General features: G+C 37.4%; 18 protein-coding genes. 8 read left to right on the plus strand and 10 right to left on the minus strand.

The window, feature by feature from the left end:
- Nucleotides 1-70 precede the first annotated feature (70 nt).
- The 6 genes from GQR47_RS18450 to GQR47_RS18475 all read left to right on the plus strand — a co-directional run bounded on the left by GQR47_RS18450 (nucleotide 71) and on the right by GQR47_RS18475 (nucleotide 6,968).
- Nucleotides 71-1,411, plus strand: a complete 1,341-nt coding sequence (locus tag GQR47_RS18450) for a GGDEF domain-containing protein (protein ID WP_240915912.1) — start codon at nucleotides 71-73, stop codon at nucleotides 1,409-1,411.
- A gap of 62 nt (nucleotides 1,412-1,473) precedes the next feature.
- Entirely contained in the window at nucleotides 1,474-2,817 is a 1,344-nt protein-coding gene (gene ppnN, locus GQR47_RS18455) for a nucleotide 5'-monophosphate nucleosidase PpnN (RefSeq protein ID WP_024596931.1), read from the plus strand.
- A 10-nt stretch (nucleotides 2,818-2,827) separates the two neighbouring features.
- Nucleotides 2,828-3,601, plus strand: a complete 774-nt coding sequence (gene xni, locus GQR47_RS18460; protein WP_024596930.1) for a flap endonuclease Xni — start codon at nucleotides 2,828-2,830, stop codon at nucleotides 3,599-3,601.
- Nucleotides 3,602-3,670: 69 nt separating this feature from the next.
- The gene (locus GQR47_RS18465; protein WP_165724304.1) at nucleotides 3,671-4,054 is read left to right on the plus strand and encodes a DUF3192 domain-containing protein; all 384 of its coding nucleotides are present in this window, start codon (nucleotides 3,671-3,673) and stop codon (nucleotides 4,052-4,054) included.
- A gap of 11 nt (nucleotides 4,055-4,065) precedes the next feature.
- The gene (locus GQR47_RS18470) at nucleotides 4,066-5,754 is read left to right on the plus strand and encodes a hypothetical protein (RefSeq protein WP_165724273.1); all 1,689 of its coding nucleotides are present in this window, start codon (nucleotides 4,066-4,068) and stop codon (nucleotides 5,752-5,754) included.
- Between the two features lie 206 nt (nucleotides 5,755-5,960).
- A complete protein-coding gene (locus GQR47_RS18475) occupies nucleotides 5,961-6,968 on the plus strand; it encodes an isocitrate dehydrogenase (protein ID WP_039487666.1) in 1,008 nt (335 codons plus the stop codon).
- A gap of 35 nt (nucleotides 6,969-7,003) precedes the next feature.
- Here the strand turns inward: GQR47_RS18475 and GQR47_RS18480 are convergent, their stop codons facing one another.
- Nucleotides 7,004-10,054, minus strand: a complete 3,051-nt coding sequence (locus GQR47_RS18480; RefSeq protein WP_165724275.1) for an immune inhibitor A domain-containing protein — start codon at nucleotides 10,052-10,054, stop codon at nucleotides 7,004-7,006.
- 489 nt (nucleotides 10,055-10,543) lie between these two features.
- Between GQR47_RS18480 and GQR47_RS18485 the strand changes: the two genes are divergently transcribed.
- Nucleotides 10,544-12,268: an acetolactate synthase 3 large subunit gene (locus GQR47_RS18485; protein ID WP_165724277.1), complete on the plus strand. Its 1,725-nt coding sequence runs from the start codon at nucleotides 10,544-10,546 to the stop codon at nucleotides 12,266-12,268.
- Nucleotides 12,268-12,765: an acetolactate synthase small subunit gene (gene ilvN / locus GQR47_RS18490; protein WP_002960314.1), complete on the plus strand. Its 498-nt coding sequence runs from the start codon at nucleotides 12,268-12,270 to the stop codon at nucleotides 12,763-12,765. The genes GQR47_RS18485 and ilvN overlap by 1 nt, the downstream gene beginning before the upstream one ends.
- Before the next feature lie 92 nt (nucleotides 12,766-12,857).
- Here the strand turns inward: ilvN and GQR47_RS18495 are convergent, their stop codons facing one another.
- The 9 genes from GQR47_RS18495 to GQR47_RS18535 form a co-directional block, all read right to left on the minus strand.
- Nucleotides 12,858-13,133 carry an HU family DNA-binding protein gene (locus GQR47_RS18495; protein ID WP_002962474.1) on the minus strand — a complete coding sequence of 92 codons (276 nt, stop codon included), beginning with the start codon at nucleotides 13,131-13,133 and terminating at the stop codon, nucleotides 12,858-12,860.
- 210 nt (nucleotides 13,134-13,343) lie between these two features.
- A complete protein-coding gene (locus tag GQR47_RS18500; RefSeq protein WP_165724279.1) occupies nucleotides 13,344-13,883 on the minus strand; it encodes a DUF3833 domain-containing protein in 540 nt (179 codons plus the stop codon).
- 1 nt (nucleotide 13,884) lies between these two features.
- The gene (locus GQR47_RS18505; protein WP_165724281.1) at nucleotides 13,885-14,373 is read right to left on the minus strand and encodes a chalcone isomerase family protein; all 489 of its coding nucleotides are present in this window, start codon (nucleotides 14,371-14,373) and stop codon (nucleotides 13,885-13,887) included.
- 53 nt (nucleotides 14,374-14,426) lie between these two features.
- A complete protein-coding gene (locus GQR47_RS18510; protein WP_165724282.1) occupies nucleotides 14,427-14,927 on the minus strand; it encodes a DUF2878 domain-containing protein in 501 nt (166 codons plus the stop codon).
- A complete protein-coding gene (locus GQR47_RS18515) occupies nucleotides 14,905-16,167 on the minus strand; it encodes a cyclopropane-fatty-acyl-phospholipid synthase family protein (protein WP_165724284.1) in 1,263 nt (420 codons plus the stop codon). The genes GQR47_RS18510 and GQR47_RS18515 overlap by 23 nt, the downstream gene beginning before the upstream one ends.
- Before the next feature lie 37 nt (nucleotides 16,168-16,204).
- A complete protein-coding gene (locus GQR47_RS18520) occupies nucleotides 16,205-16,942 on the minus strand; it encodes a DUF1365 domain-containing protein (protein ID WP_165724286.1) in 738 nt (245 codons plus the stop codon).
- Nucleotides 16,935-18,191, minus strand: a complete 1,257-nt coding sequence (locus tag GQR47_RS18525) for an FAD-dependent oxidoreductase (RefSeq protein ID WP_149603675.1) — start codon at nucleotides 18,189-18,191, stop codon at nucleotides 16,935-16,937. The genes GQR47_RS18520 and GQR47_RS18525 overlap by 8 nt, the downstream gene beginning before the upstream one ends.
- Nucleotides 18,188-18,898, minus strand: coding sequence for an SDR family NAD(P)-dependent oxidoreductase (locus GQR47_RS18530; protein ID WP_165724287.1), 711 nt, complete (start codon nucleotides 18,896-18,898; stop codon nucleotides 18,188-18,190). The genes GQR47_RS18525 and GQR47_RS18530 overlap by 4 nt, the downstream gene beginning before the upstream one ends.
- A 2-nt stretch (nucleotides 18,899-18,900) precedes the next feature.
- A complete protein-coding gene (locus GQR47_RS18535) occupies nucleotides 18,901-19,329 on the minus strand; it encodes a nuclear transport factor 2 family protein (RefSeq protein ID WP_165724289.1) in 429 nt (142 codons plus the stop codon).

Raw genomic sequence — 19,329 nt, forward strand, 5'->3', positions numbered from 1 at the left:
ATGAAACAGACTACTATGATAATTTAAACGAGTCAGGTAAAGTGGCCTGACTTAAACAAACTGGTCTCCGATGAACTCGGGGCGATTCACTCCCCTTATTAGTGAAACTTTAATCCTACTTAAAAACCAAGAATCGATTCAACAAGCTCAGCAACGTAATTTATACAACAGTGTGCAAAGTGCCGGTAAACAATTACAAAAAACCAAAGGTTTACCTGACGATACTCGTAGGACTCTAAGAAATTTACTCGATCACGAGATTAATAACGTTCATTCAACTCATGGTTACATTCCGCTACTTGATCAACTTATTAGCTTTTATCATGAAGCGTTGCTTACCAAGCAAGACCCTCAAGTTGATCAGCAGCGCCCAGTAAAACAGGCGCGTGCAAAAAAACTACTTGAGCTCGCAAATGAACTTATACTTGAAGAAGAAGCTACGCTACAAATTAATAATATAAAAAATAATATTACAGAAAGTGACTCAATCGATTCATTACTCGATGTTGCAATTAGTATTATTGATGTAGTGGTAAAAAATATAAGTAAAGAGCGTAAATCCGCGCAAAGCTTTTTAGTTTCATTAAATCAAACCCTCGAAGATCTTCATAACTCTATCGTCTCAACTAGCAAGCACTCTGAGTCTATGGAAGTTGAGTTTGACTCACTTAATAAAAGCATTGAACTAAAAATAAAAAATCTTAATGAGCAAACGCAAAAAGCTACATCAATCTCATCTTTAAAAGAACTCGTAGATAACGAATTAAAATCAATAAGCGAAGATTTTATAGCAAAAGAAAAGTTAGAACGAAAAGACAGAGAAATGCTTAGCGCTAGTTTTAATGAAATAAATACTCGAATTGTTACTTTAGAAGATAAGTTAACAACGTATAAAAAACGCTTAAACGAACAGCGCTTTAAAAGCTTACTAGATGGGCTTACAAAACTGCCTAACCGGGCTGCATTTGACGAACGTTACAATCACGAAATGCATTTGTTTAATGTGCAGCCATCAGATGTTACGCTTGCAGTTATTGATGTTGACCACTTTAAATCTATCAATGATAGATTTGGCCACACCGCAGGTGATATTACCTTACAAGTTATATCAAAAGCGTTGCAAAAATCGGTAAGAAAGTCTGATTTTATAGCGCGTTATGGCGGTGAAGAATTTGTACTATTAATGCCAGGTGTGTCGCTAGAAAACGCAACATTACCCCTGGATAAAGTAAGAAAGGTAATTAAAAATATACCTTTTAAATTTAGAGAAAAACAAATTGAGATCACTATTTCGGTAGGTGCAACTCAATTTAAGAAAGGCGATACCCTATTAAAGGCATTTGATAGAGCTGATGATGCACTTTACGAAGCCAAAAATTCAGGGCGAGATAGACTTTGTACCAGTAAATAATGTCATAGCTATTATAACTTTTATGACAAGTAGTTTTACGATTTAGTAGTAGGAGCACGTCTATGTTAATACAGTTAAACCCAACTGGGGTTTTAGATTTACTGTCGCAATTAGAAGTTGATTTATTAGAGCAATCGTCTGCTAGTGAGCGTTATAAATTATTTAGAAACTGCGTACTTGCAGTCCTTAATGTAGGTAGTCATACCGACGACAGTAACGATATATACAACAAATACAAAGATTTTGATATTCGTTTAGTAAGCCGCGAACGAGGTATTAAAATTGAACTTGAAAACCCACCCGAAACCGCATTTGTTGATGGCGAAATAATTACCGGTATTCACGAACATATATTTTCTGTTATTCGTGATATTTTGTTTATTTGTCAAAAATACGAAAAAGATTTAAAAGAGCAAAAAGCCATAACCCATATGGTGTTCGATATGCTCAGAAATGCAGGTGCACTGCGTGTTAAAAGCGAGCCTAACATGGTTGTTTGCTGGGGCGGACATTCAATAAACGAGGTTGAATATAAGTACACAAAACAAGTAGGTTACGAACTTGGTTTACGTGGATTAAATATTTGTACCGGTTGTGGCCCTGGTGCCATGAAAGGCCCAATGAAAGGCGCAACTATTGGCCACGCAAAGCAACGTAACACCGATAATCGCTACTTAGGTTTAACAGAGCCAAGCATTATTGCTGCCGAGCCACCAAATCCTATTGTAAACGAACTCGTTATTTTACCTGATATTGAAAAACGCCTTGAAGCTTTTATTAGAACAGCTCACGCAATTATCATTTTTCCTGGTGGCGCAGGTACTGCTGAAGAGTTGTTATATTTATTAGGCATATTGTTGCACCCAGATAATACTAAGCAATGTTTACCTGTTATTTTAACAGGCCCCAAACAAAGCGAGGCGTACTTTAAAGAGCTATGCGAGTTCGTTGAAATGACACTTGGTAAGGAAGCGTTGGATAAGTTTGAAGTAATTATTGATAATCCTGAATTAGTCGGTCAAAAACTAAAGTCATCGATGGCTAATGTTCGTGATTACCGTAAAAGTGAAGGTGATGCTTATTACTTTAACTGGACATTAAAAATAGATAACGACTTTCAACAACCTTTTGCACCAACACATGAAAATATGGCAAGTTTAGATTTACACCTTGATCAGCCTAAACAGCTACTCGCGGCTAATTTGCGTAGAGCTTTCTCTGGTATTGTTGCTGGTAATGTAAAAGACGAAGGCGTTAGAGCCATTAAACAAAACGGTCCATACATTTTAAGTGGCGAACCTGCCCTTATGACAAATATGGATAAATTATTACAGGCATTTGTTCTTCAAGGTCGCATGAAGCTCCCTGGTAGTAAATATGTTCCATGTTACAAAATAAAAGCATGAGTTTTATAGTTTGAAACCCCATTTACTTCTTATAGATGCGCTTAATTTAATTAGGCGCATTTACGCCGTTGACGCGAATCAAAAACATCATAGCGACGAGCAAATGATACAAACGTGCTGTGCACGTGTAGCCCACGCCTGTAAAAAGCTTTTAGATACGAGTAATGCAACCCATGCCATTGCTGTGTTCGATGGTGACAAAAGCTGGCGTTATCATTTTTATAAAGACTACAAACATTCACGCGCGCCAATGCCCCAAGTATTAAAAGATGCTCTATTGCATTTTAAAGCCGCAATTGAAGAAACAGGTATTGTAGTATTTGAGCCTATTAACGATGAAGCTGATGATATTATTGCAACGCTTGCCTTTAAGGCATCAAATAATCAAATAACGAGCACTGTTGTTTCTACTGATAAAGGCTTTTTACCTTATATTGGCCCTTACATTACAGTTTACGATTACTTTAAAAAGCTCTATCTAGATGAGACAAGTATAAAAGAGCGTTTTGGTGTTGAGCAAAATAAACTCGTTGATTTTTGGGCATTAGCGGGCGATAAAACAAATGATATTCCGGGAGTTAAAGGAATAGGTACTAAATCTGCGCAGCAAATAGTTAATAACTATAACTCAATTGAACAAGCAGCCGAAGATGAGTCTCTAAGCCCGAGTATTAAAGCAAAGTTAGCCGCTAATATGGATATGTACGTAATTTCAAAGCACTTGGTTAGTTTACGCACCGATATAAATTTAGGTTTTAGTTTAAAGCAGTTAAGACTTAATTAGTCGCAAGTTAATAGCCTCTAAACATTACAAAACGTATACTGATATTAGTTACCGGAGTCAGAGTAAGCCATATTGAAAAAATTTATCCGATATTTAATTTTAGGTTTAGGGCTATATGCACTGATAGCTGCATTGGTGATTACCTTTTATAAAGACGATCCTCAAGCTATGATTTGGCAAGACCGAGAGGCTTTCAATAAACGTTACATCGAAAAACTATCACTTGAGCAGCCAACAACACTAAATAGTGTTCTTGATTACTTAGGCAGCCCCGATCTTACTTATGCCAAACGAGAAGGTGAACAAGTATTTCAGATAGTTTTTTATCGTACACAACATAAAACATCTGACGGTATTACCACTATGGATGAATGTACTGGCCTATTATTTAAAAATGGGCAGCTGTTTTTATGGGGCCCGAGTGCATACAATAAATACCAAGAACAAAATTAGGTGAAGGTTTAATGGATGAAGCTGTTTCAACTACCTTAGAGCAGCTGCTTAATAATACGCAGCTGTTTTTAAGTTATTATAACAATAAACAAAAATGGACAGCTCTATATCCAATGGCAAGTAAGCTAGCTGAGCAATATAGAGTGCTCTACAACAAACAGCCATTCGCATTACAATCCCGATTAACGCTTTATAATCCAAGTTATTCTTATGCAACAAATTTAGTTGTTAGTCAGAGCGTCATAACTGCTGCCCTGTGTAAATCTCAAAATTATAATAGTGCCTTAAGTGAGCTATACATAGCCGCTACACTCATTGAACATTTATGTGTTGGAGCGCAATTAAACAAGCTTTGCGAGCAAACACCTTTTCAAGATTCTGATAAAAAAATTTGGAAAATGCGTCATCAGTTAGCAGCAAAAGTAATGTTAGCTAGTGGCGATTCAGCAAAACCTGTTATGCAGTTACTAGCTAAATTAAATAAGTATAAACAAGCATTGGTAAGTGCTCCTAAAATAATGCTTTACGATGGGGGCATAACGCTGATTGCTCTAGCAAATATTATTAGCATGAACATTACGAGCAACACGGCTAATAAACATATTAGCTTATATAAAGCACTTACCGATTTGTACATTCGCACGCCTAACTTGTTCGCACTGCAATTAATTAAATCACTAATAGCGCATTTAGGGCCATTATTACCGGGAAGCCGCGTTTTATACGCTGAGCAAACCATGATTTATTTAGCAACTGATGCACAACAACGGCATGTTTTAATTAGTACAGAAAATCCAAATAAATTAACCTGGTATAGAGTAAAAGCAACGCTTAACGATAATCCAAAACAATGGCATTGCACTGATAAAACCATTAGCTTTAAAGTATTTAACAGTGAACATGTAAAACCACAAAGTGAGCTTGAGGTTGATAAGGCACAATCTTTACTTGAGCTAATAAGTAATATTAAGTTACAGCATGAATACAGCTATAAAGGATTAAGCCTACTGATGGCGCCTCACCCTCTTGTAATTGCTAATTTATGCGAGGCTGTAAAACCATATAATAAAGAACATCAGCCCGCAAAAGACTTAAAACATAGTTTATCTATGGTCGGTTATTATAATGCACCTGCAATAATTCAACGGGTTGTTTTTGAACAATTAGTTAATGTTACCCCACATCCATTGCAAGCCTACGTGACTAACAGATTAAATGGATTAGTAAAAATAATGGCTTTATTGGTTAGTAAAAATGATCACGACCAGTTTGAGCACATCACTTTACCTTTATACGCTTACGCCCATTTTTTATTAACGCAATGCAGTACACAACTTTCTCGTAAAACACAGATTGACGACACACCAAATAAAACATTGAGTGCCCCTATTTGCTCATTTTTTGGGGTAAATTCAATTAGCACCGAACAACTAACGCAACAGCTTACTCATTTATTGAGTGATAACCCATGGACTGCAGCACTCTTAGAGGCAGAGCAAACACCTAAAAAGCACTTAACTGAGGCCCATAAACTTTGGATCACACTTAAGATTGTTGCTCAAAACGTGTTTAAACCTGAACTTTCGCTAACTCCGTGGCAGCAGCAAACGTTAAATGAACAGCTAAAAATACTCAAGTGGCATAACCAAGCTGATTTTTATCAACAATTAGAATCTCTTGAGTTGTTTAATAGTATTTAGTTTATTAGAAGCTATTTTATGTCTTTATACCCATTATAACTTTCGTGTATACCCAGTATTTTTTGTATAAACTAGCAAAATGGGTGATAAATTGGTATAAATGCGCCCTTAAATTTTCAAGCACGTTCACATAAATGTACTAACAAGCGGTTACTCTCTCAGAGTAATAATTTATGTGCAAATCAAACTCTTTAAAGGAAAAGTCAATGGCCAAACAAACCATCACAGTGATCAAAGGCGACGGCATCGGTCCGAGCATTATCGACTCAGCACTTGAAATATTAAAAGCCGCAGGTTGCGACTTTGATTATGAATTTGTTGATGCTGGCCTAGCTGCACTTGAAAAAACAGGTGAGTTATTACCGCAAGAAACAGTTGATACAATTGCTAAAAACAAAATCACTCTTAAAGGCCCATTAACTACGCCTGTAGGTGAAGGTTTTACATCTATTAACGTAACACTTCGTAAGCAATTTGGTTTATACGCTAACGTACGTCCAGTTAAATCATTTGTTGGTACTAAAGCACGTTACGACGATATTGATATCATTACTATTCGTGAAAACACGCAAGGTATGTACTCAGGTGCTGGCCAAGTAGTAAGTGAAGACGGTAATGAAGCAGAAGCAAAATCGATAATTACGCGTGAAGGCGCAGAAAAAATCGTAACTTTTGCATACGAGCTAGCGGTACGCGAAGGTCGTAAAAAAGTAACTGCAGTTCATAAAGCTAACATTTTAAAATCAACATCTGGTTTGTTTTTAAAAGTAGCACGTGAAGTAGCTGAGCGTTACCCACAAATTGAATCAAATGAAATGATTGTTGATGCAACATGTATGAAGCTAGTAATGACACCTGAAGAGTTTGACGTAATTGTTACGACTAACTTATTTGGTGATATTTTATCTGACCTTTGTGCTGGTTTAGTTGGCGGTTTAGGTATGGCTCCAGGTGCTAACATTGGTGAAGACGCTGCAATTTTTGAAGCTGTACACGGTAGTGCACCAGATATTGCTGGCAAAAACCTAGCTAACCCAACATCTGTAATTTTAGCGTCTATTCAAATGCTTGAGCATTTAAATATGGGCGATACTGCAGAGCGTATTCGTAGTGCTGTTGCTGATGTAATTAAATCAGGCGACCGTACAACTCGCGATTTAGGTGGCAGCCACGGTACAACTGATTTCACTCAATCAGTAATTGACCGTTTATAATTAATATTTGTTATTAATTTAAATAGCCCGCTAATTTAGCGGGCTTTTTTGTGTTTGCTAACTGCGTTTACTAACCTAGTGTATTTATGCAGGTTAGTATTAAACCTAAATAAACTTAACAGTAATAATCCTAATAAACCCGTCAGTGATCCGCCACTTGAACCCGAACTACTTTGTTGTTTTTGTACAGTAGCAGATAACTCTTGAGTAAAAGTATCATTGGTTTGAGTATCAGTAACATTCAACGTTACGTTATAAGTCCCGTCAGCTTGATAAGTATGCCTTGGGTTTTGTAAATTTGATAACGCACTGCCATCACCAAAATCCCAACTGTAAGTATAACTATTAAAGCCGCCGGTTACTTGGGCATTAAATTGTGCGCTTAAATCACTAACTGTAGCGTTTGCGTTTATGCTAAGCGGAACATTAGCAGTTACATCAATCGCTTTTGATTGTTCAGTGCCGTCGTCATCTGTCACTGTAAGCGTTACTTGGTAATCGCCAGAGTACAAATAATTATACGTAAGCGATTGAGTCGCTAAAGTACTTCCATCTCCTAGCTGCCAATTATAAGTATACGGTGCGACTCCACCTGTAAGCGATGCCTCAGCTGTTAAAGTTCCTTGGTTTATTTCATATTCAATTTCACTTACAGTTAATGGTTCAACTAATGTAACTTGTGCTACAGCTACTTGCTGTGAAGTACCATTATCTGCCATAAACTCAACGTTATAAGTGCCATAGTCTTGGTATTCATGAGTAGGCGTTAACTCTGTGCTGGAGCTCCCGTCGTCAAAACTCCACGTAAATTTGTCCGCTGGAGTAAGTGCAAAACCTTCTACACTAAAATTAACGGTTAAACCGTTTTTAGTAAAATTAATTCCCTTAGTAACATCGTAAGTAAGCTCTACTTCTATATCTTCACTGTCTGTTGACTGGCTTATAATACTAAACCCAAAACCAACCTGTGGAAGCACAACACCCGATGGTTTTTGCGCTGCAAAGCTATAATCGGTTTTATCAGTAAACCCGGTGATAGCTGATAAATCATCATCACCTAACCCTGCCCTTTGTTGATATAGGCTAAAAGCAGCATCACGTATTTGAATTGCTGAAGCTGCCGGAGTTTGCGTACTGCCCTTATTTATTGAACGCTGATCGGCATCTACCACTAATGCAAAACCACTGCCTGGATGCTCGGTAGTATTATTATCTGCTTGAGATTCATTGCTGTACCACAATAATAACCCCGGTGAGTACTGCTCTGCTTGCAAACTACTGTCAACGCCTGTGTATGAACGCAGTTGTAAATAGTAATGTGATGGCGATGCATATGTGTAACTACCAACTTTTTCAAAGCCATTAAACACAGTGTTAACTTGATCTTGTGCATTATTTTGCCAAATTAAAGTATCACTTTGCTCAATGCGCATATCATCAACAACAAAACCATAATAATGTGTGTTCGCATCTGTTATGTATTCAATTTTTAAATCAATTGTTTGCCCAGCATAAGCTGATAAATCAAACTTATGGGTCAAATAGCCGTTAGGTTGCTTAGCATCACTATTAAGAAATGAATCACCTGAGATATACGGACCAATATCACCGTAGAATGGATTAAGCGCTTGCGTATAATTACTCGCGATTGGCTCGCCATCTACTTTTACTTGAACTAAATCGTAATCGCGCTCAATACTGTAATAAGCAATAAAGCTTAAAGTAAGTGTCTCAGTTGTGCTTGGTAGCGCTATTGTATTAGCTAAGCTGTTGCTAATATTGTCGCCCGTATTTGAATAGTATTGAAAATCACCTTCTACTGGAGCCCTAAATTTTTCGAGCCTTGGTGGTAGTGATATTTTTATTTGATTTTGCTGTTGTGAAGTACTCGCAGTATTAATTAATGTTTGCTGTGAGTTAGCCTCTATCTCATCCATATCAAGCGTAAGCTGGTTAACCCAGTTACCCTGGTACCGCTTTTGTAAATATTCAAGCGCATAAGGGCTAAACATAACTGGCTCTGAGCCTCTTGGCGAACCAGCCCAACTTCCTGTCGACATAACTGACCAAGACGCGACAGGCTCACCTACCGTGTTAGATTGTAAGTCGTATTCATCTAATAATCCTAAATCATGCCCAAACTCATGCACAACCACACCAATCCCGGCATCAATAGGGTTAATGGTATAACCAAAGAGCTTAATGTTGCTGCCTGCAATCTCGCTCGGCCCGCTATTTTCATCAAATACATAGTAGCGGTGCGACCAAATAGCATCGGTGCTTAGGTAACCGCCACCCGCTTCTTCGCCAATACTTGAATGAAATACCATTACATGGTCAATAATGCCATTAGGTTCATTAAGGATACCGTCGCCATCAATATCATCTAAATCAGTTAAGTCATAATCCGCTAAATTAATATTAAACTTTGCAACTGCTTTCTCCACAGCCTCTTTAATTAAAGCGGGCGCATTTATATCCCGTGTACTGCCTTGGCGCTCACCATATATTTTTGCATTGCTATTAGCGGTTACCCAACCATATACCTGCCCGCTAAAGTTTAAGCTATTTCCCGAAGCCGCTTTATAATAATCAGCAGCCGTTTTTAAGCTTTGTCCATCAGGGCCTGTATAACCTTGAGTATTAAAAAGCATTTGCTGATAGTGCTCAGTTGAATAATCAGCGTAAAACATATCTGTGTCTTGCTCTACAAGTTGATTGTCGTCATGTTTAAGATCAGGAAAATCAATTAAAATAGCTAACACTTTTACATCATCAACGCTTTGATCTGGCACTAGCGACGTTGAAAAAGCGACCTGTTTTTTATTTGTATTTGAAAAAACGTTGGAAGAGGATTTAAATTGCCTAAAGCCATTTTTAATTGAGTGATTGGCAACGTCTTTGTTACTCATATATGACTTAAATGAACTATCTAACTCACTTGAAGGTATTTGGTCTCTTTTTTTAAACCAATATAAAATACGCTCTTCGTTAGTTATACCAATATCATGCGGACTTAAGTTATTAGCCGCCACTATAGGGCTTAATAGCGTAGTTAAAAGCGCAATTAACGTCACTTTTTTCACTGTGTTTTCCTCAAACATAATTATGTAGCAATCATACCTAATAATAGAAATTTAAACATGCGATAAAAACATATAGTTAACATATGCAATTAAATCTAATGGTCTCTCACACTCTTTTATATCTAAAATCGAACTTACAACCTAAAACGCATAATTTCTGCCAGTAAACTCAATTAAACATAGGTTTTCTGCAGGTTTAAATTAAAAAAAGCCACAAAACGAATTTAAAATGCAAAAAACAGCTTTCAAGGTTGACATGAAGGCTCAAAACCCTTAAAAATAAACCTATACAAAATCTTTAATTTAAAAGCAGTGTTTTGCTAAGTAGAGTAAAAACTATGAACACACACATTAATCTTTTAGTCGTACTCGTACTGGTCTTAGTTATAAGCCCAGCGGGGATGTATTAAAAGGTGATACTGCTTTTTAAAAACCCTCGCACTACGCGGGGGTTTTTTTATGCATAAAAAAGCGCACAGAGGAATGAGGATGAGCAAACAAGAATATAATGGTTCTGAACTAGTAGTTCAGGCATTAAAAGAGTTAAAGGTAAAATACATATTTGGCTATCCCGGTGGTTCGGTTTTAGACTTATATGATGCACTTTTTCAGCAAGATGACATTGAACATATATTAGTACGTCACGAACAAGCTGCAACACATATGGCTGACGGCTATGCCCGCGCTACTGGAGATGTTGGTGTTGTACTTGCAACCTCAGGCCCTGGCGCTACAAACTGTATTACAGGTATTGCAACGGCCTACATGGATTCAATTCCTATGGTTGTGTTATCAGGCCAAGTACCTACAAATTTGATTGGCGACGACGCATTCCAAGAAACCGATATTGTGGGTTGTTCTCGCCCTGTAGTTAAACACAGTTTTAACTGTAGAAGTGCTAAAGACATCCCTACAATCTTAGCTAAAGCTTTTTATATTGCTAGCACTGGTCGCCCAGGTCCTGTCGTTGTTGAGCTTCCAAAAGATATGCTTAACCCTGCTATTAAGTTTGAATACGAATTTCCTAAAACCACCGAGCTGAGAACGTACAGCCCTAATACTAAAGGGCACTCAAAACAAATTCGCAAAGCCGTAACAGCTATTTTAGAGGCCAAAAAACTGGTTATCTACTCTGGTGGTGGTATTGTTATTTCAAATACATCAGAGCAATTAACGCATTTAGTTGAATCATTAAATGCCCCCATTACAAATACACTAATGGGATTGGGTGGTATTTCAGGTGTGCATCCAAACTTTGTAGGTATGTTAGGCATGCACGGCACGCTTGAGGCAAACAAAGCAATGGCTAACGCCGATGTGATTTTAGCGCTTGGTGCCCGATTTGATGACAGGGTAACTAATAATGTTCAAAAGTTTTGCCCTAATGCCACAATTGTTCATGTTGATGTTGACCCAACTTCAATATCTAAAACAATTAAAGCACACATACCAGTTGTAGGTTGTTTAGCAACCGTACTTGAACAACTACAAGCGGGTATTGATAAAAGCCCAATTAAAATAGACCGCAGCGCGCAAGAAGATTGGTGGCGACAAATTATCAGCTGGCGCGAACAAAAGTGCTTAAGCTACAACACTGATGGCGACAAAATTAAGCCACAAGCTGTAATTGAAGCGGTTTATAAAGCTACTAATGGCGACGCTTACGTAAGTTCTGACGTTGGTCAGCATCAAATGTTTGCAGCGCAATATTATCCATTTAAGCATCCTCGTCAATGGATCAACTCAGGCGGCTTAGGCACCATGGGCTTTGGTTTACCTGCTGCAATGGGCGTAAAGCTAGCCTTTCCTGATAAAGAGTCTGTGTGTATTACGGGTGATGGCTCTATTCAAATGAATATTCAAGAACTATCAACCTGTTTACAGTACAACCTAGCGGTAAAAGTTGTATCACTTAATAACCGCTCTTTAGGTATGGTACGCCAATGGCAAGACATGGTTTACGGTGGACGTCATTCATCATCTTACATGGATTCACTACCTGATTTTGTTAGGTTAGTTGAAAGCTACGGCCATGTAGGCATACAAGTAAACACACTAGATGAGTTACAACCTGCTATCGATAAAGCAATGTCAATTAACGACCGATTAGTCTTTTTAGATATAAACGTTGATGAAAAAGAACATGTATACCCAATGCAAATTAAGTTAGGCGGCATTGATGAGATGTGGTTACGTAAAGGAGTAAAAGCATAATGCGTCGTATTTTATCTATTTTATTAGAAAACGAACCAGGTGCCCTATCACGTATTGTTGGGCTTTTTTCACAACGTGCATATAACATCGACAGCCTAACTGTGGGCACAACTGACGATCAATCATTGTCGCGTATTACCATTACCACTATGGGTGATGACAGAGTTGTAGAGCAAATTACAAAGCAGGTTAACAAACTAGTCGACGTGCTTAAAATTATCGATTTAACAGAAATGAGTCACATTGAACGTGAGCTATTGCTTGTTAAGGTCTTTGCTCAAGACGAGACGACTCGTGCAGCGGTTACGCGAGTAGTTGATGTGTTCCAAGGTGCTATTTTAGATATGGGCCGACAAAGCTATAGTCTACAATTAGTGAGCAGCACAGACAAAATAGAATCGTTTTTAGACACTCTTCGTCATGAAACCGATATTATTGAAGTTGTACGTTCTGGCGCTGTTGGCATTGGTCGAGGCGATAAAGCCTTAAAAGCATAAATTTATAATATAAAGGCATCAATTGATGTCTTTATTAAACATAAAAAAAAAGAGCTAATTAGCTCTTTTTTTAATTTAATTCGTTAAACCTATTAAGGGTTTACTTGGTCTTTAAGACCTTTACCTGCTTTAAAGCTTGGGATAGTTGCCGCTGCGATTTGGATCTCAGCACCCGTTTGTGGGTTACGGCCAGTGCGAGCTGCACGTTCTTTTACTGAGAAAGTACCAAAACCAACTAATGCTACTGAATCACCTTCTTTTAAAGAAGAAGTTACAGCACCTGTAAACGCGTCAAGAGCACGAGTAGCAGCGGCTTTAGAGATTTCTGCATCAGTAGCAATTTTTTCAACTAATTGAGCTTTATTCATTGTTAGATTCCTATTCGTTATTATTTTGCCTTCGCAAAACCTATCTTTATGCATTTTTAAAGAGTTAGCAACAGCAAATTGCATTTTTTGCTTAAATTCTTAAAAAATGAGTAAAATTTAAATAATTCTCTGTAAAATACAGCGTGTTGGGTTAACAAAGACTTAATTTGAGTACAATTTTGGCGCAAGTTAAGCAACTGGGTAAATAAGCTATATTTTTTCGATCACTAAGGTCACTTCCCCGACCTCGACTCCAAACTTAACAATAGATGTGCGGTTTATCAAGCGCGATTGTGTAACCAGGTACATCCAATCATCAAAATTCACTTTTAAAGTACTGCCATCGTATGGAAGCTCTACATCGTAATTCCAATGAAATACGCTGCCATCACTTCTACCTTTTGCAGTACCTATAACATCATCTGCCACACCCGTTAAACTATTGTCTTCGTTTAACGTTATTTTCCAAATACGCTTTTGAGTTTCGCCATCGTCATAAACAAAGTCTTCTTCAATAACGCCCTGGTTACCATCCCAGCTCGCATTCATATCTACGACAAGCTTGCGGGTCAATTCACCCTTAAAGTCTTGTACAACACCGTAGGCTTTCAAATTTCCACTAAAAAATGTTTTAAAGTCAAAGTTTGGCGATGTATTTTTATAATGCTCTACATTTGGTGCCGAACAGCTTATCAGCAACAAAGCAGATAAGCATACAAGAGCTGTTTTAAACGCGTTAAATACATTCATATTAATTCCCTAATAGTTGCTTTCGTAGTTTCGGCTCAGAGGTTTTTTCATCCAGCCAAATGGCTAAAAAATCACTCGAAAATTGAGGTTCATTTATTTCGCCAATTTTTTCATCATTATGATAAAAAGTACTCATACCCTGCTCATTTGTGACTAACGTTAGCGAATCACCTTGTCTAATATCAGGCCAAATAGACAATAATTTACTGTCGTATTTGTCTGCTAGCTCTTTTTTTCCAATATGCTCCCACTGCTCATTTGTTGCTTTTACGATTTCTTTAGCTTCAAAGTCACGTAAATAGGTAAGTTTAAATTTAATAGGATGCGTTCCTGCGCTGTAATTACCTGAAGAGGTAAATAAAACCGCGTCATATACATCCCAAAATAAATACTCCATTCGTGCTTCACCTACTTTGTTAAACTGTGTGTTAGCTAAAACAATTGAAGTTGTAAGCAAATAAAAAGTAACTGCCTTTAGTAAAAATTTCAAAATAAGCTCCCTTGAGTCAATGAGTAATGTTACGAAATGGGAATTGTGGGCGATCAGCGATTGATGAATAACTTGATTTTTTGGTTTATAAAAAGAATAACAGTAAACACTGTAGACCAAAGCGCACCGTAAACGAGCCAAAACTGCCATAAAGGTAAACCTAAACTTATTACTTCAAAGCGTGCTCCAGCCCAATAACTTGCTGGCGCAAAAGCCATGCACACTAAAAAGGCCTGCCAAAGCTTTAATTTACTCAAAAAAACCATAGAAGTATTTAAAGAAAGTAATAACGCAGCCCATAAAAAGACGAGCCATAGAGGGAAGGGATAAACTTCAAATTCTAACAAGCCTAACTTTACTGCAATAAACTCTAACAATAGCGCTAAAGGCAGGGCTTTAATTAGAAGTAAGGTGTCTTGTTTTTTTTGTTTTGACAACCAAAACATTAAAACAATAATCAATCCGCTAAAAAGTAGCGAACGAGCTTCAAGCAGCAAGGATAAAAACCACACTGCTTGAAATAAAACAAAATTAGTAACCGAGCGCAATATCATCGTTATCGCTAACAAAGCGTGGTTTACGCCCCATTAAATGCACCGTACTTGTTGCTCTGGCTCTAAATGCACCTTCGCAATAAGCAAAATAAAATAACCATAAACGATAAAAGCGTTCATCAAATTTAGAGCGGTCTAAATCAGGCCAGCTTTTTATAAAACGGGTTCGCCAATCTGCTAATGTTCGTGCGTAGTGAGCGCCAATATCATTAACAGTGTGAATAACCATATCGGTATTATTTTTAATCTGCTCACTCATTTCGTTAAGCGATGGCAAGCATCCGCCCGGAAAAATATACTGCTGGATAAAGTCAGAGTTTTTTAAGTAGTGCTTATAACGCTGGTCGCCAATAGTTATAGCTTGTATGAGCATTGCACCGTCGTCTTTTAACAGTTCACCACATTGGGTAAAAAAGCTAGGTAAGTACTCATGACCTACCGCTTCTATCATTTCGATAGAAACAAGCTTGTCGTATTTTCCTCTCAATTGCCTGTAATCAAGCTTAAGTAATGTAATTTTATTGGTAAGACCAAGCTCTGAAATTTTATTAGCGACATAATCATGTTGTTCATCAGATATGGTTGTTGTTGTTACATGGCAATCGTAATGTGTGGCTGCATATATAGCAAAAGCCCCCCACCCTGTACCAATTTCAATTACTGAATCATTTTTTTGAAGCTCAACTTGCTCACAAATGCGTTTCAGCTTGTATTGTTGAGCCTCTTCAAGCGTCGCTTCTTTTGAAGGGTATACAGCACTTGAGTAAAGCATTTCTTTACTCAAAAATGATTCGTACAAATCATTACCTAAGTCGTAATGAGCAACGATGTTTTTCTTAGAACCCGATTCAGAATTTTTATTTTTTATGTGATTAAACCGGTGTGCAATATTGCTAAAAAATGCGAATTTCTTCTCAAACTCATCAAGTTGCTTCTCATTTATAGCAAATATCTCAATGAAAGAGGTTAAGTTGTCACAAGACCAATGCCCCAAAATATACGCTTCACCAGCGCCAACGCTCCCAGATAATGCAAATGCCTTATACATAGCTTTATCGTTTACAATAATTGTTGCTTTTAGCACTGAAGATGGGTCGCCAAAAACTGTACGCTCATTCCCTTCAATTAAAACAACTTGACCTGTTTCAATTGACGAGAAGGCTTTAGTCACTAATTTTTTATATATGTTAGTTAACCAGTTTGTGCTTTGTTCGCAATTTAAGCTCGACACTTTATCCATTGAAATACCTATTAATTGTCCTGACTATCTATGTGCTTTATGGCTTGCCTGAGTGGCCTAAAAAAGGAACTCGTTTAATAAACAACTTTAACGCTTGATAATAAATACCTTTGAAAATAGACCATGTCATGGCCGGAAAACGTTTAAATAACTTATTAACTTCTTCTTTAGTAAGTTCTTTACGTTTTAAGCGAAGTGTAGCATCAAATAATAGCTCTTCATTTCGCTTATTTTCAATGTGTATCAATGTTTTATCAGGCGATTGCTTAACATGCCAATGATAGTTCATATCTAGATTCATAAAAGGTGATACGGAAAAAACCTTTTTAAAGTTCACTTTTTTTTCTAAAGGTACTAAATAATAATGACGTTCGTTCCATGGTGTATTACTTACTTCAGCAATCATGTATTTAAAACGGGTGTCCTTATGACCAAAGAAGTAAAAATTAACAGGACTAAAATACACACCAAAACAACGAAGTTGTCCAAGTATGTAAATATGCGTAAAGGTTTCAGTAATACCTAAATTGGCAAGTTGTTCGTGTGCACGCTCAATAAGAGGACGTTTAGCAAGCTGTGAGGTGCCTTTAAGATAATCAGCTTCATTAAACTTTAACGCTTTTAAGCCTGACGTACCTATGTGTTTATGCACACCATTTAGTTGTTGAGGATTATTTAAATCTACCCACATCATATACAGAGGGTAACTAAAGCGATGTTCTTTAACAGCAAAACGGCGATGTTTAACATCGCCTAAATACACTGCACTAGTCAAATTCGACCCCAAGTTGCTTGGCTACATCTACACCACTGTGTACGCCATCTTCATGAAAACCATTGTACCAATAAGCGCCACAAAAATAACTATTGTTGTGTCCGTCAATACTGTGTTTAAGTTTTTGAGCCGCAATAGACTCTTGGTTAAATACAGGGTGGTGATAAGTAAACTCGCGCAAAATTTTACTTTGGCTTATTCCTTCAAGATGGTTAAGCGTTACACAGAACTGTGTATCTGATTGTATACCTTGCAAAATATTCATTTGGTAAGTTACAACAGCAGCTTTATCAGTGTTGTTGTTAAGTAGGTAGTTCCAGCTTGCCCATGCCGCTTTTCTATCTGGTAAAAGGTTTGTATCGGTGTGCAACACCACTGAGTTCTCAGTGTAAGCTATTGCACCCAATACTGACTTTTCTTGCTCAGTAGCATCACCCAGTAGCGCAAGCGCCTGATCTGAATGACAAGCAAATATTACTTTATCAAATTTACTTTGCTCACCATTGGCAAACTCTATTGTTACTTCATCATTTTGCCGCGTAACTGATTTAATATTTGTATTGAGGTTAATTTTGTCGGCAAAACCTCTGATCAGCGGCTTTATATACTGACGAGAGCCTCCTGGTACTACATACCACTGTGGTCTATTGGTTACATCTAAAAGCCCATGATTAAAGAAAAACTTAACGAAAAACTCAACGCCTACGTTTTCCATTTCTTTAATACTGGTAGACCAAATAGCCGCGCCCATAGGAAGAATATAATGGTATTTAAAAAAGTCATTAAACTGGTTATCGTTAAGCAATTGCCCTAATGATTGATCAGACTGGTAATCACCTTTTTCATGCATTGCTTTGCACAGTTTGTTAAACCTAACAATGTCGTACAATAATCGCCAAAACTTAGGTCTAAAAATATTACGACGCTGTGCAAATAAGCTTGTAAACGTATGTCCATTGTATTCAAAACCAGTGGCTTCGTTATGCACACTAAAGCTCATCTGGGTTGTTTGTTTATCAATACCAATGCGCGAAAGTAGCTTTTCGAAATATGGGTAAGTTCGGTCATTAAATACAATAAAGCCAGTATCTATTGCGTATTTGATGCCACACACATCAACATCAACCGTTGCTGTATGGCCACCTATATAATCATTTTTTTCAAATACGGTTACATCGTAATGTTTGTGAAGCAAATGCCCACATGTTAAACCAGATATACCAGTTCCTATTATTGCTATTTTTTTCAACGGGCTAATCCTTTTGCGATTTTAAGCCAAATCGGCAGTGGTAAAATGCGTAAAGCTTTTAATATAAGTGTAAAACGATAAGGGAAATGAACGTCTTTGCGGCGTTTTTGAATACCCTTAATCATGTAGTCAGCTGCTTTTTCAGCCGTAACGGCCATAGGCATCGGAAAATCATTTTTATTAGTAAGTGGCGTTTTTACAAACCCAGGATGAACTAAAGTCACATCAACATCATTTAAATCAACCGCTAAGCTTTTTGCTAAGTAACTTACACCCGCTTTTGATGCGCCATAAGCTTCTGAACGAGGTAGCGCAAGGTAAGTAACACTTGAGCTGACCAAAACAAGTTGGCCGCCTGGATTTATTTTAGGAAGTAACGCCTCAAGGCAATACCCCATAGAAAGTAAGTTAACGTTTATTACACGCTCAAACAACGCGCTATCAAAATTGCGCGCATCATCTATATATTCACAATTACCAGCGTTTAAAATAACACGGTCAAAATGAGGAAAGCCAACTGTCGACTCTTTTATATCTTGCAGGTTAGTTGCATCAAATTTACATGCTTGGATATTGTCATATTTAGCAAGCTCGGCGAGCTTATCACTATTACGACCGCAAGCTATAACAGTGTCTCCTAGCAGTGCATATTTAATTGCTAGCTGCTCGCCAATACCTGATGTAGCACCCGTTATAAGTGTGATCATAATTAACCTGCCCTTTTATCAATTAGCTTTATAACGCTACCAAGTAAAGGAATGTGTTTGTATAACAACTCGCCCACATTAAAGTAGTCTCTGTGCTTAATAATTTTGCCATCTTTAAAAATAAGCTTGCTATGACCGTCTACCGAGATAGTTTTACCTGATGAAAGCTTTGGATGTGCATAATGCATAGTCCAATAAATAAAAGCATTGTCACCGCTATTAAACGAATCACTAATATCAAACTGGCAATGCTTAACATTGCTGTATAAGTTAGCAAAGTACCTGCGCAATTCTACAATGCCGTTAATTTCATGCATCGGGTCTATAAACTGTATGTTGTCACAGTAAATATCACTCAATAAATCAAGATTAGTACTATCAAGCTGTTGGTATATTTCAACAAATTTATCTACTGGTAACTGGTTATCCAT

This window comes from Pseudoalteromonas sp. Z1A2 (genome assembly GCF_011378755.1).
Taxonomy (GTDB): Bacteria; Pseudomonadota; Gammaproteobacteria; order Enterobacterales; family Alteromonadaceae; genus Pseudoalteromonas; species Pseudoalteromonas distincta.

Bases quoted from the DNA above. Each gene is read 5' to 3' on its own strand.
- ppnN (WP_024596931.1), top strand. From the start codon at position 1,474: ATGTTAATACAGTTAAACCCAACTGGGGTTTTAGATTTACTGTCGCAA.
- GQR47_RS18495 (WP_002962474.1), bottom strand. From the start codon at position 13,133: ATGAATAAAGCTCAATTAGTTGAAAAAATTGCTACTGATGCAGAAATC.
- GQR47_RS18535 (WP_165724289.1), bottom strand. From the start codon at position 19,329: ATGGATAACCAGTTACCAGTAGATAAATTTGTTGAAATATACCAACAG.
- GQR47_RS18475 (WP_039487666.1), top strand. From the start codon at position 5,961: ATGGCCAAACAAACCATCACAGTGATCAAAGGCGACGGCATCGGTCCG.
- GQR47_RS18515 (WP_165724284.1), bottom strand. From the start codon at position 16,167: ATGGATAAAGTGTCGAGCTTAAATTGCGAACAAAGCACAAACTGGTTA.
- GQR47_RS18450 (WP_240915912.1), top strand. From the start codon at position 71: ATGAACTCGGGGCGATTCACTCCCCTTATTAGTGAAACTTTAATCCTA.
- GQR47_RS18485 (WP_165724277.1), top strand. From the start codon at position 10,544: ATGAGCAAACAAGAATATAATGGTTCTGAACTAGTAGTTCAGGCATTA.
- GQR47_RS18530 (WP_165724287.1), bottom strand. From the start codon at position 18,898: ATGATCACACTTATAACGGGTGCTACATCAGGTATTGGCGAGCAGCTA.
- GQR47_RS18470 (WP_165724273.1), top strand. From the start codon at position 4,066: ATGGATGAAGCTGTTTCAACTACCTTAGAGCAGCTGCTTAATAATACG.
- ilvN (WP_002960314.1), top strand. From the start codon at position 12,268: ATGCGTCGTATTTTATCTATTTTATTAGAAAACGAACCAGGTGCCCTA.
- GQR47_RS18500 (WP_165724279.1), bottom strand. From the start codon at position 13,883: ATGAATGTATTTAACGCGTTTAAAACAGCTCTTGTATGCTTATCTGCT.
- GQR47_RS18510 (WP_165724282.1), bottom strand. From the start codon at position 14,927: ATGATATTGCGCTCGGTTACTAATTTTGTTTTATTTCAAGCAGTGTGG.